We start from the raw sequence: 14,008 nt of genomic DNA on the forward strand, positions 1-14,008 counted from the left end.
AGAGAGGGTCAACCCTTCCGGTTCAGGAGTTCGAACAGCCTGTTCAGGAACGGGACCTGAGAGGCGATCAGTTTCTTCTCGGCCACCGGGGGAGGGAACCAGGCCACCCGGTCCAGCTCCGGGAACTCCTGTACGTTTCCCGACTTCGGCGGCCACTGCATGGTGAAGGTGCCGGGCTCCATCAGCGCGGGGTCGAGGTCCGCCTCCACCGCCCAGATGGTCACCAGCTTCCCGCTGCTCAGCCGTACCTCGCCCAGCGGCAGGTACTCGCCCTCCGGCGGCGGCAGCCCGATCTCCTCGGTGAACTCCCGGCGGGCCGCGTCCCGCGGCGTCTCGTCCGGACCGTACTCGCCCTTGGGGATGCCCCAGCCCCCGGCGTCCCGGTCGGCCCAGAGCGGGCCGCCCATGTGCCCGAGCAGGACCTCGATCCCCGCCTCGTCCCCCTGTCCGCCGGTCCGGCGGAACAGGAGCAGGCCGGCGCTGCGCTTCTGCTTCATGGGGCATGTATGCCCCGTCAGCGCGGCAGCAAGTGGTCAGCGGTCAGTGGTCATGCCGGCCCGGCCCGTGCACCGGGCCGTGGGCGTCCCCGCAGTGCGGATCGCGGGCCGGGTCCTCACCCGGCCGGCCGAGCGTGAGCAGGGAGTCCTGTACGTGGTCCACCTGGAGCGTGGTGTGTGTGATCCCGTACTCCTTGCTCAGCAGCTGCTCCAGGTGGCGGCGTACGGCGTGGCAGTCGCCCGCCGGCTCGACGAGCACGTGCGCGGAGAGCGCCGGCTGCCCGGACGTGATGGTCCATATGTGCAGGTCGTGCACCTCGGTGACCGGCGGCTGCTTGGCGAGCCGGTCGCCGACCGCGTCGGGGTCCAGATGGGCCGGGGCGGCCTCCAGGAAGATCCGGCCCGAGTCGCGGACCAGCCCGTATCCCGCCTTGACCATCAGGGCCACCACCACGAGCGTGGCGATCGCGTCCGCCTGCCGGAAGCCGGTGGTCAGGACGACCACCCCGGCGACGGCGGTCCCGATGAAGGCGAAGAGGTCGTTGAGGATGTGCTGGTAGGCGCCCTCGACGGCGAGCGAGGAACGGTTGGCCCTGGAGATGCACCAGGCCGCGATGATGTTGACCACGATGCCCGCGAGCGCGGTCACCACGACCAGACCGCCCTCCACAGGCGGCGGGTCGATCAGCCGCCGCACCGCCTCGTACGTCAGCCAGATGGCCAGAAGGAAGAGCGTCAGGCCGTTGGCCTGCGCGGAGAGTATCTCCGCCCGCTTGAGGCCGTACGTGTACCCGCCGCGTGCCGGACGGGCGGCGAGCCGCATCGCGATCAGCGCGAGGATGATCGAGACGGCGTCGGTCAGCATGTGGGCGGCGTCCGAGATCAGAGCCAGGGAGTTCGCCAGGAAACCGACGACCACCTCGACGGCCATGAAGGCGCCGATCACGGCGAGCGCGATGGCCAGCCAGCGCCGGTCCGCGTTCGCGGCGACACCGTGGCTGTGACCGCCGGGACCGTGGCTGTGGCCGCCGGCACCGTGGCTGTGACCTCCCGGACCGTGGCCGTGGGCGGTGCGGTCGCCCTCGGGGCGCCCGCCGTCGTGGCCGTGGCCGTGGTCTTCGCCGTGGTCCCCGGCGTGCACGCGGTCGTGCCCGGACATGAGCTTCCCCCGTCTGTTCGGTCCCGCTGTTCGGTTCCGTTGCGTGCAGTCAAACGCACCCCGGCGAGATCGGCAAAGGCTGCAACGGGGACCGTTGTCATTACCCATAACAAGCCCCTGACCTGCGGTGATATCAGGCCCGTGCCGGGCGCGGCGGATCGTGGGAAAATTTGGTCATGGTCCAGCGTTCCGGTGTGCCGACCGCGCCAGAGCTCGTCCTGCAGACCGACCGGGGCTCCACCGTGATGAGCCCGGGCCGGACCTACCACGTCGGCCGGGACCCCCTCTGCGAGATCTGCCTCGACGACGCCCGCGTCTCCTGGCACCACGCGGTCCTGCGCCCCGAGGGCGACCACTGGACGGTGGAGGACACGGACAGCACCAACGGCACCTGGGCCGACGGACGCCGCGTCCGCGAGTGGAGCGTCGGCGTCGGCAGCGAGCTGCGCTTCGGCAGCGTCGCCGACGGCCCGCGCGCCGTCCTCCTCGGCCGGTCGTCTCCCCAGGCGACCTCGGTCGCCCGGCCGTCCGGCGTGTGGAACCCGGCCATGACCCGTACGTTCCGTCAGCCGACCAGCATCCGGCCGCTGCCCGCCCGTACCGCCGTCCGCATCGGCCGGGCCCCCGACAACGACCTCGTCATCGCCGACCTCGTCGTCTCCCGCCGCCACGCCGAGCTGCGCGTGCTCCCCGACGGCCAGCACGAGATCGTCGACCTCGGCAGCCACAACGGCACCTACCTCAACGGCGCCCCCGTCACCGGGGCCGTCCGCGTCCAAGAGGGCGACATCATCGGCATCGGCCGCTCCGCCCTGTGCCTCGTGGCGGGCCAGCTTCAGGAGTACGTGGACACGGGCGAGGTCTCGCTCGACGTCCAGAACCTCACCGTCGCCGTCGACCGCGGCCGCAAGACCCTCCTCGACCAAGTCTCCTTCCCCGTCGGCTCCAAATGCCTGCTCGCCGTCATCGGCCCCAGCGGAGCCGGCAAATCGACCTTGCTGGGGGCGTTGACCGGCCTGCGCCCCGCCGACCAGGGCACCGTCCTCTACGACGGCCGCGACCTCTACCGCGACTACGCCGAACTGCGCAGCCGGATCGGGCTCGTCCCCCAGGACGACATCCTGCACGCCCAGCTCACCGTCCGGCGCGCCCTCGTCTACGCCGCCGAACTGCGCTTTCCGCAGGACACCGCCAAGGCCGAACGGGAGGCCCGGGTGGACGAGGTGATCGGCGAACTCGGCTTGAGTCAGCGCGCCGACCAGGCCATCCACAGCCTCTCCGGCGGCCAGCGCAAACGGGTCTCGGTCGCCCTGGAGCTGCTCACCAAGCCCTCGCTGCTCTTCCTCGACGAGCCCACCTCCGGCCTCGACCCCGGCATGGACCGCTCGGTGATGCACATGCTGCGCGGCCTCGCCGACGACGGCCGCACCGTCATCGTGGTCACCCACAGCGTGCTCAGCCTCGACGTGTGCGACCGGCTGCTGGTCCTCGCCCCGGGCGGGCGCACCGCCTACTTCGGCCCGCCCGAGGAGACGCTCGGCTTCTTCGGCTTCCCCCAGTGGCCCGAGGCCTTCGAAGCCTTCGAGAGCGAGCAGGGCCGTGACTGGGCGGGGGAGTACGCCGCCTCGCCGCTGTACCGCACGTACGTGCAGGGCGCCACGCAGGCCGCGGCCGGGCTGCCGCGCGGCGGCGGCGGGGGCGACCGGGCGGACGGACCGGCGGGGGCGCCGGGGCACGCCGGGTCGGCGCACGGATTCGTGCCGGCACCGCGCAAGGCCCAGAGCTGGGGCTCCCAGCTGTCCACCCTGATCCGCCGCTACACGGCCGCCCTCAGCGCCGACAGGACCTTCCTGGCCATCATGATCGCGCTGCCGTTCCTCATGGGCGCCATGACCCGGGCCCTGGCGAAAGGCGCGCTCACCCAGGAGACCGCCATCAGCGCCCTGCTCATCCTCTGCGTCGGCGGCGTCTTCACCGGAGCCGCCAACGCCGTGCGCGAGCTGGTCAAGGAGCGGGTCATCTACCGGCGTGAGCGCGCCGTCGGACTGTCCCGCTCCGCCTATCTGATGTCCAAGGTGGTGGTGCTCGGAGGCGTCACCGTGGCCCAAGCCGTGGTGCTGACGCTCGTCGGTCTGCTCGGGGTGAAGACGAACGCACCGGACGGCCAAGGCGTCCTCCTCCCGCCCCTCGTCGAAATCATCGTCGCCGTGGCGCTGTTGTCCTTCACCGCGATGATGCTCGGCCTGCTGGTCTCCGCGCTGGTCAAGAAGGAGGAGGTCACCATGCCGCTGCTCGTCCTCCTCTCCGTCGTGCAGGTCGTCTTCTGCGGGGCGCTCCTGGAGTTGGACGGCGTGCCGGTGATGTCACAGGTGGCGTGGTTCGTCCCGTCGCGGTGGGCCTTCGGCGCCATGGCGGGCACCGTCGACCTCGCCGCGATCTCGCCCGGCCCCATCGCCGACGACCCGCTGTTCGCGCACAGCGCCGGGGTGTGGCTCCCCTGCCTCGGGATGCTGGTGGCCCTGTCGGTGCTGTTCGGGGTGCTGGTCGCACGGCTGCTGCGCCGGCACGAGCCCGCGATCATGCGGAAGTAGGCCACATGACCAACCCGATGACAGGTCCCGACGGCGGGCCGGAGGGTTTCCGGCCCACCCACGTCGTGCCCTGGGAAGGGCTGTCCGCGTGGGAGACCCCGGACGTCTCCAAACCGACCGTGCCCCTCGACCCCTTCCTGCCCGTGCAACTGCTGTCCCGGCGCGGGGACTGGGGCGAGGTCCTGTGCTCCAACGGGTGGTCGGCCTGGGTGGACGCGCGGCTCCTGGTCGCGGTGCCGCAGCCGCCGCCCGCCGGGGGAGGGCCACTGATGCGGGCCGAGGACCCTGGGCCGCTGCTCGCGCGGAACGCCGACGCCCTGGAGCGCTACCGGCGGGCCGTGGATCAGCTCGCCTCGGGCAGGTTCGACGGCGAAGCCTTCCAGCGGGGTACGCGGGGGCTGCGGGCGGGTGTCGTGGTCGACGGGGAATGCGTCTGGCTGTACGACGAGGCCGCCGGGCGCTGGCTGTACGGCGACGGGAGCCGTCTGGCGACCTATGCGGTCGTCGCGGAACCGGGTGCCCCGCCCGCGCCGGAGCCGCCGGGGGCCGCATCCGATACCGCTGTGGGGGCCGACGTACGACTGAGTCCACCACCGGCCGACCGGGCCGGCGGCCGGCCCGACGGACTGCCCGATCCGGTGGCGGGGCACGAGCCGACGCGGATCGTCCGGGCGCCCGGGGCGGGGGAACCGGGGGCGGATGAGCGGTGAGGGCGGGATGCGGGGGTCGGGGGCAGGGGGGCGTCAGCGGGGCAGGGTCGCGGCGATGACCTTGCCCTGGCCGGGGCGAGCTTGAACGGCGACCGTGCTGGCGATCTGCTGGATCATGGCCCAGCCGAAGCCGCCGGTCCGGCCGGTGAAGTCGGGGTCCCGCTCCTGCGGCAGCGCGGGGCTGGGATCTTGCACGATCACCTGGATGCTGCCCCCGTCCGCCCGCAGCTTCATCAAGGTCACGGCGCCCGCGTGCCGAATGGCGTTGGTGACGAGCTCCGAAGCGAGCAGTACCGCGTCCTGCGTGGCGGTCGGCGACGGGAAGGGGCGCAGGCGTGCCAGGAACTCCGCCACGGCGTCGCGGGCCTGCCCCACCCGCTGTGGCCGGCACGTGCACTCGACCAGTTCGGCTTGGTGTTCGTCACGCCTATCGGTGTGCTGCACTACCTCACCCCGTCCGGTGATGTTCTCGGAGAGCTGTACTCGGCCTGCCCTGCCCCTGGTGCCGCCTGCCGTGTGACACGCGGGGGAACACGGCGGGGGCGGCACCCCGGTTCGGGGTGCCGCCCCCTGGCCCAGGACAAGCACGTCAGCGCTTGAAGACGTCCTTGACCTTTTCCTTGGCCTGGCGGGCATCGCCCTTGGCCTGCTCCCCGCGACCCTCAGCGGTCAGCCGCTCATTGCCGACGGCGCGGCCTGCCGCCTCCTTGAGCTTGCCCTTGGCCTGCTCGGTCTTGGCCTGGCTCTTCTGCTCACCCGACACAGCTGATCACTCCCTGCGCGATAGGAACGGCTTACTCAGCTCCGTATGACCCCCTTCCGGGATCGTAAACAAAACAATACACCGGACGCTCGACAAACCATCGGCGGAAACTTCGTACGTGTAGATCAGCAATACCGGGGCAACCGGTGCTTCGGAGGTTGATAAATATGGTTCCGCTGCTACTCGTTCTTCTGCTCGCCCTGATTCTCTTCGGTGCCGGTTTCGCCCTGAAGGCACTGTGGTGGATCGCGGTGATCGTGCTGGTCGTATGGCTGCTCGGTTTCGTCGCCCGTCCGAAGGGCAGTAGCGGCCGCTGGTACCGCTGGTAGCGGCAGTGGCCTGACGCGCCGCCGAGTCCATTGTGGCCCGCCCCCTTTGCGGGGGCGGGCCACACTGCTGCGTTTACTCCCGGAGCTCTTTGAGCTCTTTTCCGGAAGGGGTCCGGTGTCATCGGATATCGCCCGCTCGCGAAGGCCGACGGTCCAACGCTGAATACCGGATGCCGTTCATGACTTCCGTTCACGCCTTCCGCTCACGACCCCGGAATGCCGGTCCTCACGGACGTCCGCCCATGAGGACCGGCGCACCGGTCCCGTGCGGGGGCCGCGCCCGCCCCCGGCCCCGCCCCTCAGTGCCTCACCCGAGCGGGGCGGTGGTGATCTGGGCGCACCGGGTGACCACGGAGGCGAGGTCCCCTTCGCTGCGCAGCAGCTCGCGCTGCACGCGGGCCCCATTGCCGCGTTCGAGGAGACGGGCGATCCCCTCGCGGACGCGCTCGTCGTCACCGTGGTCGACGAGCGCCTCGCGCACGTGCCGGTACAGGGCCTGAACCGCCTCCTCCGGAGAGGTTTCGACCATCGTCTCCGGATGCAGGAGGGGCCCGTCCAGGCCGGAGCGGCCGGCTCGCCACGACGCGAGCCGGAGCATGGACGTACTGATCCGGGCCGGCGGTTCCCCGTCCCGCCAGGCCCGCGCCGCGGTCTCGACCAGTCCCCGGATGAGGGCGGCCAGGAGCACGGGCGTCGTCGGGTCGAGGCACACGTCGGAGACCCTGACCTCCACCGTCGGGTAGGAGGCCGACAAGCGGCCGTCGAAATAGATCATGCCCTCGTCGCGCAGCACCCCGGTGTCGACCATGGCGCGGACCTGCTCGTGGTAGCGGTCGGCGGAACCGAAGAGGTCCACCGGACCCGCCGACGGCCAGCGGTTCCACACCCGGCTGCGATAGCTCCCGTACCCGCTGTCCTCGCCCTGCCAGAACGGCGAGTTGGCGCTCATCGCCATCAGGAGCGCCAGCCAGGGCCGGATCCGGTCCAGGACAGCGATGCCCTCCTCGTCGGATTCGACCGAGACGTGCACGTGGCAGCCGCAGGTCAGCTGCTCCTGCGCGGTCAGGCCGAACTGCTCGCCCACCCACTGGTAGCGCGGGCCCGCGCTCAGCGACGGCCGTACCGGCAGCGGCGAGGTGGCGAGCGCCGCCACCACGGCTCCCGCGGTCCCGGCGTGGCGCGCCGCCTCACCGCGCCAGCGGACGATCTCCTCCTGGAGTTCGCCCATCTCCGTCACGGGCTTGGTGGCGAATTCCAGTTGTTCCTTGTGCAGTTCCTTCTCGAAGTCCTCGGTGTCCTTCTTCTGGCCGTCGCTGGACGCATCCTGCCGGGCGGACCGCGCCGCTGCCGCCAGGACGGCCCCGGAGAGGGCCAGCGGCTCGCCGCTACCGGCGTCCACCAACAGCAGTTCTTCTTCCACACCTACGCTTCGCATGTTGCAGCCCATCGATCAGCCCATCAGATGCCTCCCCACCTGCCCGCCCGTCGTCCGCCCATGCTTCGGGGCCGCCCGGCGGCGCCGCTCGCGGTCCTGCGGCACTTCAGGTGAAGACACCCCGGCTCAGGACGGGTCTTCGCCCGGTTGGTGGGTAGTCGCGCCGTGAACCGCGGCGCACATCGCGAAAGCCGTTACCCGTTACCCGTAGCGATCGGCGATCGATGAGATGGGCAAGAGGGCAAAGGCACGAGGGGAAAGGCAAGGTGAACACGTGTGAGCAGGACAGAGCGGCAGTCTCCGCCCGTCGATGAATCGGTGAGCGTGCTGGTTTCGCGGGCCTCGCAGCAGATCTCGGAACTGGTCCGGGAAGAGCTGCGGCTTGCCCGGGCCGAAACGGCGGAGAAGGGGAAGCGGTTCGCCGTGGGCGGCGGCATGTTCGGCGGCGCCGGCCTCATGGGTCTCCTGGCCGCGCAGGCGCTGGTGGGAGCCGCCATCGCGGCCCTCGCCCTGCTGCTCCCGGTATGGGCGTCGGCGCTGATCCTCGCCGCGGTTCTCGCGGGAGTCGCCGCCGTGATGGCCGGGGCCGGGAAGAAGCAGATCGCGAAGGCCGGCCCGCCCGCGCCCGAACAGACCATCGACAGCGTCAAGGCCGACGTGGCCGAGATCAAGGAGGCAGCACACCGATGAACAACCCATCCCAGGGCAGCGAATCGACTCCCACCGGGCGGGAGCTGAGCGAGCAGGCCGAGCGCACCCGCCAGGAGCTCGGGAAGACCGTCGAGGCGCTGGCCGCGAAGGCCGATGTCAAGGCGCAGGCGCAGGAGAAGACGGCCGCCGTCAAGGAGCAGGCCTCGGAGAAGGCCGCGCTCGTCGCCGGCCACCTCCGCGAGACGGCAGCGCGGGCAGCGCAGTCGGTGAAGGACAAGACACCGGACCCGGTCCTGGAGAAGACAGCCGAGGCCGCGGCCCGGGTGCGCGAGAGCGCGGCCCGCGCCGGACAGCTCGCGACCGACAAGACCCCCGAACCGCTGCGGGAGAAGGCCGACCAGGCCGCGACCATGGCGCGGGCCAACCGCACCCCGCTGCTCGCGGCCGGCGCGGCGCTGATCCTCTTCCTGCTCGTCCGTCGCGGCCGGAGGCGCTGATGAGGGCATCCAAGATTGCCTATAGGCCGATCGGCCTGACCCTGGGCGCCGTCAGCGGCCTGATCGCCGGGGCAGCCTTCAAGCAGGCGTGGAAGGTGATCGGGAACGACGATGACGCCCCCGACGCCACCGACCAGTTCCGCAGCTGGCAGGAGGTGCTGATCTCCGCCGCTCTGCAGGGCGCGATCTTCGCCGTGGTCAAGGCCTCCGTCGACCGGGCCGGGGCCGTCACCATCCGGCGCCTGACCGGGACCTGGCCCGGCTGACCCGCCCGGTTGAACCCGCCCGCCGGACGGCGTCGGTGACCCTCACGGGGCCGGCGCCGTCGGCCGGTTCCGTGCCCCGGGAAGGTCGCGTACCCCGCGAAGCCCCGTAACCCGAGCGGGCCGCGCTGTACCGCCGTGTCAGGTGTCCGGGAGTCACCGCCGGGCGGTGGGATCGTCGACGCGGCCCCGGTGGCGCAACGGGCGGGCCAGGAGTGCGCCCAGGAAGCCCGCGAGTGCGCCCCAGAGGAGGGCGAGGCCCACGGTGCGCCACAGGACCGGGTCGAGCACGACCTTGCCCCCGAGACCGTCCACCTCGCCGATCCCCAGCAGGGACAGCCCGTACTGTGCCTGCACGCGGGCCAGCAGGCACACCGTCAGGGTGGCCAGGGCGAGGGCCACGCCCAGGTGCAGCGCGTGCTGCCAGGGGCGGACGCCGGCGGGAGACCGTACGGCGGCCAGGAGACCCGCGCCGAGGAGCAGGACGGCGGCCAAGGCCACCAGCCACCAGGCGCGCGCGTCCTGCTCCGCGAGGGAGGTCACGTCCACCGTGGACACCTCGGGGCCGCGCAGGACTTGGTCCAGGACGTGCGGCATGGGCAGCCCGAACGGCCCCTCGACCTTGCCCTGCCAGGCGCCGCCGAGGCCCAGGGTGAGCGCGGGCCAGGCCAGGTTCGGCAGCCCCAGCAGGACCACGGCCAGGGTCCGCGCCGTATCGCCCTGCGTCGCGGCGACGATCAGGCCGGTGCCGGCGCCGAGGAGGACGTACGCCAGGAGCAGCACGGCCGTGGCGAAGGCGGCAGGCCGTACCGCCGCGTGGAAGCGGACCAGGCCGGCGGGGAGCGGCGCGCGGTGGGAGACGAGCAGGGCGATCAGCAACAGGCCCAGGATCCACAGCAGTCCGAACAGCAGCGTGGCGGGCAGGTCGGCCCGGAAGCCGACCGTCGGTGCGGAGTCGAGGAGTTCACCGAGCTCCCCGAGGGGGGAGTCGTCGCGGGAGATGCCGAAGGTCTGGCGGGCCAGCAGAGCCGTGCCCGTGAGGGCGAGCAGCCACAGCAGGACCAAGGGCCCGGCCCGGGCCAGCAGTTCGCGGGGGCGCGCCACCGCCCGGTTGCGCAGGGGGCGCAGGAAGCAGGAGCCGGTCACGAGCGCTCCGGCCAGGCTGACCGAGAGCGGCAGCAGCGAGAGGCCGGCCTCGCCCCCCGCCAGGAAGCCGGCCCCGCCCGACACCTCGACCGAGCCGCCGGCCGCCATCACGACCACGGCGGCCACGACCTTCGGATAAGCCCCCTCGGGCAGGCCGCCCGCGCCCGCGAAGGCCAGGCCGGCCGCGGCGACGACGGTCATCGCCGCGAATCCCGCCAGTACCGCGAGGACCGCGTCACGCCAGGAACGGCTCACAAGGCCACCGTAGGCAGCGGGGCGGGCGGCCACCACCTGAATGGCGCACCGGTAGTGCGCCCCGGTGACGGTTGTCCGCAGACTTTGCTGGACGCACCCGCACGTCCGGGTGCGGCCGGCCGCGACCGGAACGTCTGCGCACGGGAGGGCACCGGTGACAACGCAACCCATGGGCACCCCGCCGCCGGAACGCCCCGCCGGCCCTCCCGCCGGTCCGCTCTCGGGAGGTGGACAGGACGCGCCGACGGGCCCGCCAACGCCGACGCCGCCGACGCCTCCCACCCCGCCCGCGCCCCCAGGGGGTCCGGGCGGCCGCGGAGGTCCGGGCGGACCCGGCGGACCCGGGGAACCTGCCGGAAAGCCCTGGTGGCGCTCGGGACCCCGGCTCGCCACCGCGCTCGTCGCGCTCGCCGCGGTCGTGGCCCTGGCCGTGGTGCTGACCCGGCCCACCGGTGTCACCGAACGCGCCGACGGCGAGGTCTTCCTCCAGCCGGCCGCCGCCACCGGCCCCGACCCGTTCACGGAGTCCACGGCGACGACGCAGGCCACGCCCCCGCCGGCGAGCCCGCCACCGACCACCGGACCCACGCAGGGCACGACGGTCACCCGTAGCGTCAACGGCGCGTCCCCGGGCCTGTACGGAGCCACCAAGGACGCCGCCAGCTGTGACGTCGAGAAGCAGATCAGGGTGCTGACCGCCCAGCCCGCCAAGAACGGCGCCTTCGCCTCGGTGCTGGGCATCCGGCCGGCGGACGTGGCCGGCTACCTGCGCTCCCTCACGCCGGTGCAGCTGCGCATGGACACCCGCGTCACCAACCACGGCTTCAAGGACGGCCGCGCCCAGCCCTACCAGGCCGTGCTCCAGACCGGCACGGCCGTGCTGGTGGACGGCAAGGGGGTGCCCCGGGTGCGGTGCGCCTGCGGAAACCCGCTGAAGGAACCGGTGCCCCTGAAGCCCGACTCGAAGCGGCACGGGCAGCCGTGGAGCGCCTACCACCCGCAGAACGTGGTGGTGATCACGCCCTCCGCGAAGGTCATCAACAAGATCGTGATCTACGACTACGAGAATCGCCGCTGGTACGAGCGCGGTCGCGGGCCGAAGCCGACGCCCGACAAGCCCGTGCCGCCGCCCGCCGCCCCGACCCCGACGTACAGCACCCCGCCGCCGACCAGCCCGCTGCCCTCCACCACGCCCCCCGGAACCGGTATCCCCTCCGGCACGCCCACGACCCCGCTGCCCTCGCCGTCACCCTCGCCGTCACCCTCGCCCACCGAGGAGACCGGCACCCCGAGCGAACCGGCGAGCCCCAGCCCGCCCGAGACGGCTCCGTCCGGCACGGAGCCCACGAGCGCGCCCCCTACGAGCGAGCCGCCATACGGCCCGAAAACTTCGGGCGAATCTCCGAGCGAGCCCGCCCCCACCGAACCCGCCTCCAGCGAGGCGCCGGCTTTGCCTTACCCGTAGGCCGGCCGCAGGGCGTGCCGGCCCCTGCGCCCCCCCCGCCGGACCCTGACCGTCATCACGCCGCGGGGACACGGGCCGGGGAGAGTGAGACCCTGGCTGCATGACTCTGAGGGGAGAGAACCCTGAGGTGGACTGGCCCGCGCGGCCGGACACGAGTCTGGCGCTCAACCGCATGGGTACCTTCGACTGGGACCTCGACAGCGGCCAGATGCATCTGGATCCCACCGCCCTGGAGGTCCTCGACCTGCGCCGGGAGGAGTTCCCCGGAACACCCGCCGGCCTGCGGCAGCGCGTAGCGTCCGCCGCCGAGGAAGCCCGCCTCGACGCCCGGGTCACGCAGGCGCTCAAGGAGGGCCGCAGCCACTACGGGGCCTACGTCCGCAGCCTGCGCCGCGACGGGTCCCGCTCCTGGATCCACATCCAGGGGCACATCCTGCGCGACCCGCAGGGCCGCCCGTACCGGGTCATCGGCATCCTGCGCGACGCCGCCGACGATCCCGGCGAGCCGTACGCCGCGGGGCAGCAGGAGGAGGGCCGGCGCCGTCTGACCGGTGTGGTCGAGCGCACCACCGCGATCCTCGCCCACGCCCGGACCGTCAACGACGTCACCGACGTCCTCAAGGACCCCGAGGCCCTCGGTCACCTCGGCGCGGTCAGCGTGATGCTGGGCGTCGTCGACGGCGGCCGCATCCATCTGGTCGCCGAGGGACAGCTTGGCTCCTACGTACCGGAGATCGAGTACACCCGCATCGACGCGGAGTTCCCGATGAGCGAGGCCGTACGGACGATGCGGCCCGTCTTCCTGGCCTCGCGGGAGGAGTTCCAGCAGCGCTACCCGCAGCTGTGGCCGTACATCGAGCCGCTGGCCGTGCGCAGCGGGGTCTACCTGCCGCTGATCGCGCACGGCCGGGCCGTCGGCGCGCTCGGGCTCCTCTACACGCGTGCGGGCGACTTCACCGCGGAGGAGCGGAACCTGCTGGTGGCGCTCGGCAGCGGAATCGCGCAGAGCCTCCAGCGCGCCATCCTCTTCGAGCAGGAGCACGACCTCGCCGAGGGACTCCAGCGCGCCATGCTGCCCCGCCGGATCCCGGAGGTGCCGGGCGCGCGGATCGCCGTACGGTACCGGGCCGCGCGGATGGGGCGGGACATCGGCGGCGACTGGTACGACGTGATCCCGCTCGGCGAAGGCCGGGTCGGGGTGATGATCGGCGACGTGGAGGGGCACGACACGGACGCGGCGGCCGTCATGGGCCAGCTGCGCATCGTCCTGCGCGCGTACATCATGGAAGGGCACACGCCCGGTACGGCCCTGGCGCGCGCCTCCGCCTTCCTGCGCGAGCTGGAGACGGAACGGTTCGCCACCTGTACGTACGCCGAGGTGGACCTCGCCAGCGGCATGGTCCAGATGGTCCGCGCCGGCCATCTCGATCCGGTCGTACGGCGCGGCGACGGAAGGTGCCACCGGATCGGGGTGGCCGGCGGCCTGCCGCTCGGCCTGCCGTCGCGCGACCGGTCGGGGACGGGCTCCGGCTACCCCGTCACCAGCCTCGAACTGCACCCCGGCGACACGCTCCTGCTGTGCACGGACGGCCTGATCGAACGGCCCGGCAGCGACCCGGACACGGGTATGCGGGAGTTCATGGCGGCGGCCCGCAGGGGCCCGGTCGACGTCGAGGAACTCGCCGACGTGCTGTGCGATCTGGTCGGGGACGCCGGGGGCGGGGACGACATGGCCCTGCTCCTGCTGCGCCGCCGGGGCACGCCGGCCGCACGCGGCGGCGGCCCGCTGCGCCAGCGACTGGACCCGGGCGACGCGGACGCCCCCGCGATGGCCCGTCATCTGATCAGGGCGGCGGTGGCCGCCTGGGGGGCGTGGAACCAGGCCGACGAGATCGAACTGGCGGCGGACGAGCTGATGACCAATGCCCTGGTCCACACCGACGGCGGCGGCCACGTCAGCATGCGGCTGACGCCGGAGGGCCGGATCCGCATCGAGGTGGAGGACTCCAGCAGCGCGCTGCCGCAGCGGCGTGAGGCGGGGGACTGGGCGGTTTCGGGCCGCGGCCTGCTGCTGGTGGACAGGCTCGCGGACGCCTGGGGCGTCGAGCCCCGGGGCTGCGGCAAGAGCGTGTGGTGCGAGTTCGCCGTAGCCGCCCCCGAGGCCTGACCGTGAGCCCGGACCGCGGCGTACGCGCCCTGTGCGGCCGCCGTGTTCCGCACGGGTAGCACGGGTAGCGCGGCACCGCG

The 14,008-nt window shown here is 72.6% G+C and carries 14 protein-coding genes; 8 read left to right on the forward strand and 6 right to left on the reverse strand.

Annotated features, from left to right (window positions below):
• Positions 1-8: 8 nt before the first annotated feature.
• The gene (locus ACWDX7_RS05950; protein ID WP_451488282.1) at positions 9-497 is read right to left on the reverse strand and encodes an NUDIX domain-containing protein; all 489 of its coding nucleotides are present in this window, start codon (positions 495-497) and stop codon (positions 9-11) included.
• A 43-nt stretch (positions 498-540) separates the two neighbouring features.
• A complete protein-coding gene (locus tag ACWDX7_RS05955; RefSeq protein ID WP_451488283.1) occupies positions 541-1,656 on the reverse strand; it encodes a cation diffusion facilitator family transporter in 1,116 nt (371 codons plus the stop codon).
• 176 nt (positions 1,657-1,832) lie between these two features.
• Between ACWDX7_RS05955 and ACWDX7_RS05960 the strand changes: the two genes are divergently transcribed.
• A complete protein-coding gene (locus tag ACWDX7_RS05960; protein WP_451488284.1) occupies positions 1,833-4,247 on the forward strand; it encodes an FHA domain-containing protein in 2,415 nt (804 codons plus the stop codon).
• A gap of 5 nt (positions 4,248-4,252) precedes the next feature.
• Positions 4,253-4,957, forward strand: a complete 705-nt coding sequence (locus ACWDX7_RS05965; protein ID WP_451488285.1) for a hypothetical protein — start codon at positions 4,253-4,255, stop codon at positions 4,955-4,957.
• A 33-nt stretch (positions 4,958-4,990) separates the two neighbouring features.
• On the opposite strand, the gene ACWDX7_RS05970 is transcribed toward ACWDX7_RS05965, so the two are convergent.
• A complete protein-coding gene (locus ACWDX7_RS05970; RefSeq protein WP_451488286.1) occupies positions 4,991-5,401 on the reverse strand; it encodes an ATP-binding protein in 411 nt (136 codons plus the stop codon).
• 145 nt (positions 5,402-5,546) lie between these two features.
• Complete coding sequence (locus ACWDX7_RS05975) at positions 5,547-5,720, reverse strand: CsbD family protein (protein ID WP_451488287.1); 174 nt, start codon at positions 5,718-5,720, stop codon at positions 5,547-5,549.
• Positions 5,721-5,887: 167 nt separating this feature from the next.
• Here ACWDX7_RS05975 and ACWDX7_RS05980 point away from each other — a divergent pair, with 167 nt between their 5' ends.
• Positions 5,888-6,049: a DUF5670 family protein gene (locus ACWDX7_RS05980; protein WP_451488288.1), complete on the forward strand. Its 162-nt coding sequence runs from the start codon at positions 5,888-5,890 to the stop codon at positions 6,047-6,049.
• A gap of 307 nt (positions 6,050-6,356) precedes the next feature.
• Here the strand turns inward: ACWDX7_RS05980 and ACWDX7_RS05985 are convergent, their stop codons facing one another.
• Complete coding sequence (locus ACWDX7_RS05985) at positions 6,357-7,484, reverse strand: glutamate--cysteine ligase (protein ID WP_451488289.1); 1,128 nt, start codon at positions 7,482-7,484, stop codon at positions 6,357-6,359.
• A 276-nt stretch (positions 7,485-7,760) separates the two neighbouring features.
• On the opposite strand from ACWDX7_RS05985, the gene ACWDX7_RS05990 reads away from it, so the two are divergent.
• From ACWDX7_RS05990 to ACWDX7_RS06000, 3 genes are read left to right on the forward strand one after another with little or no spacing between them, the layout of a single operon-like run.
• The gene (locus ACWDX7_RS05990) at positions 7,761-8,174 is read left to right on the forward strand and encodes a phage holin family protein (protein ID WP_451488290.1); all 414 of its coding nucleotides are present in this window, start codon (positions 7,761-7,763) and stop codon (positions 8,172-8,174) included.
• Positions 8,171-8,632: a DUF3618 domain-containing protein gene (locus tag ACWDX7_RS05995; RefSeq protein ID WP_451488291.1), complete on the forward strand. Its 462-nt coding sequence runs from the start codon at positions 8,171-8,173 to the stop codon at positions 8,630-8,632. Before ACWDX7_RS05990 ends, ACWDX7_RS05995 begins: the two co-directional genes overlap by 4 nt.
• Positions 8,632-8,898: a DUF4235 domain-containing protein gene (locus ACWDX7_RS06000; RefSeq protein ID WP_451488292.1), complete on the forward strand. Its 267-nt coding sequence runs from the start codon at positions 8,632-8,634 to the stop codon at positions 8,896-8,898. Before ACWDX7_RS05995 ends, ACWDX7_RS06000 begins: the two co-directional genes overlap by 1 nt.
• Positions 8,899-9,051: 153 nt before the next feature.
• Here ACWDX7_RS06000 and ACWDX7_RS06005 read toward each other — a convergent pair whose 3' ends face one another.
• Positions 9,052-10,296 carry a streptophobe family protein gene (locus ACWDX7_RS06005; protein WP_451488293.1) on the reverse strand — a complete coding sequence of 415 codons (1,245 nt, stop codon included), beginning with the start codon at positions 10,294-10,296 and terminating at the stop codon, positions 9,052-9,054.
• Positions 10,297-10,465: 169 nt separating this feature from the next.
• Here ACWDX7_RS06005 and ACWDX7_RS06010 point away from each other — a divergent pair, with 169 nt between their 5' ends.
• Together ACWDX7_RS06010 and ACWDX7_RS06015 are read left to right on the forward strand one after the other, a co-directional pair.
• Complete coding sequence (locus ACWDX7_RS06010) at positions 10,466-11,761, forward strand: DUF6777 domain-containing protein (RefSeq protein ID WP_451488402.1); 1,296 nt, start codon at positions 10,466-10,468, stop codon at positions 11,759-11,761.
• A gap of 100 nt (positions 11,762-11,861) precedes the next feature.
• Positions 11,862-13,928: a SpoIIE family protein phosphatase gene (locus tag ACWDX7_RS06015; protein ID WP_451488294.1), complete on the forward strand. Its 2,067-nt coding sequence runs from the start codon at positions 11,862-11,864 to the stop codon at positions 13,926-13,928.
• The last annotated feature ends 80 nt before the right edge of the window (positions 13,929-14,008 follow it).

The sequence above is a fragment of the Streptomyces sp. NPDC003034 genome (assembly GCF_053591375.1).

Coding starts and splice junctions, on each gene's coding strand:
- ACWDX7_RS05950 (WP_451488282.1), bottom strand. CDS start 497: ATGAAGCAGAAGCGCAGCGCCGGCCTGCTCCTGTTCCGCCGGACCGGC.
- ACWDX7_RS05955 (WP_451488283.1), bottom strand. CDS start 1,656: ATGTCCGGGCACGACCGCGTGCACGCCGGGGACCACGGCGAAGACCAC.
- ACWDX7_RS05960 (WP_451488284.1), top strand. CDS start 1,833: ATGGTCCAGCGTTCCGGTGTGCCGACCGCGCCAGAGCTCGTCCTGCAG.
- ACWDX7_RS05965 (WP_451488285.1), top strand. CDS start 4,253: ATGACCAACCCGATGACAGGTCCCGACGGCGGGCCGGAGGGTTTCCGG.
- ACWDX7_RS05980 (WP_451488288.1), top strand. CDS start 5,888: ATGGTTCCGCTGCTACTCGTTCTTCTGCTCGCCCTGATTCTCTTCGGT.
- ACWDX7_RS05985 (WP_451488289.1), bottom strand. CDS start 7,484: ATGCGAAGCGTAGGTGTGGAAGAAGAACTGCTGTTGGTGGACGCCGGT.
- ACWDX7_RS05995 (WP_451488291.1), top strand. CDS start 8,171: ATGAACAACCCATCCCAGGGCAGCGAATCGACTCCCACCGGGCGGGAG.
- ACWDX7_RS06000 (WP_451488292.1), top strand. CDS start 8,632: ATGAGGGCATCCAAGATTGCCTATAGGCCGATCGGCCTGACCCTGGGC.
- ACWDX7_RS06010 (WP_451488402.1), top strand. CDS start 10,466: ATGGGCACCCCGCCGCCGGAACGCCCCGCCGGCCCTCCCGCCGGTCCG.
- ACWDX7_RS06015 (WP_451488294.1), top strand. CDS start 11,862: ATGACTCTGAGGGGAGAGAACCCTGAGGTGGACTGGCCCGCGCGGCCG.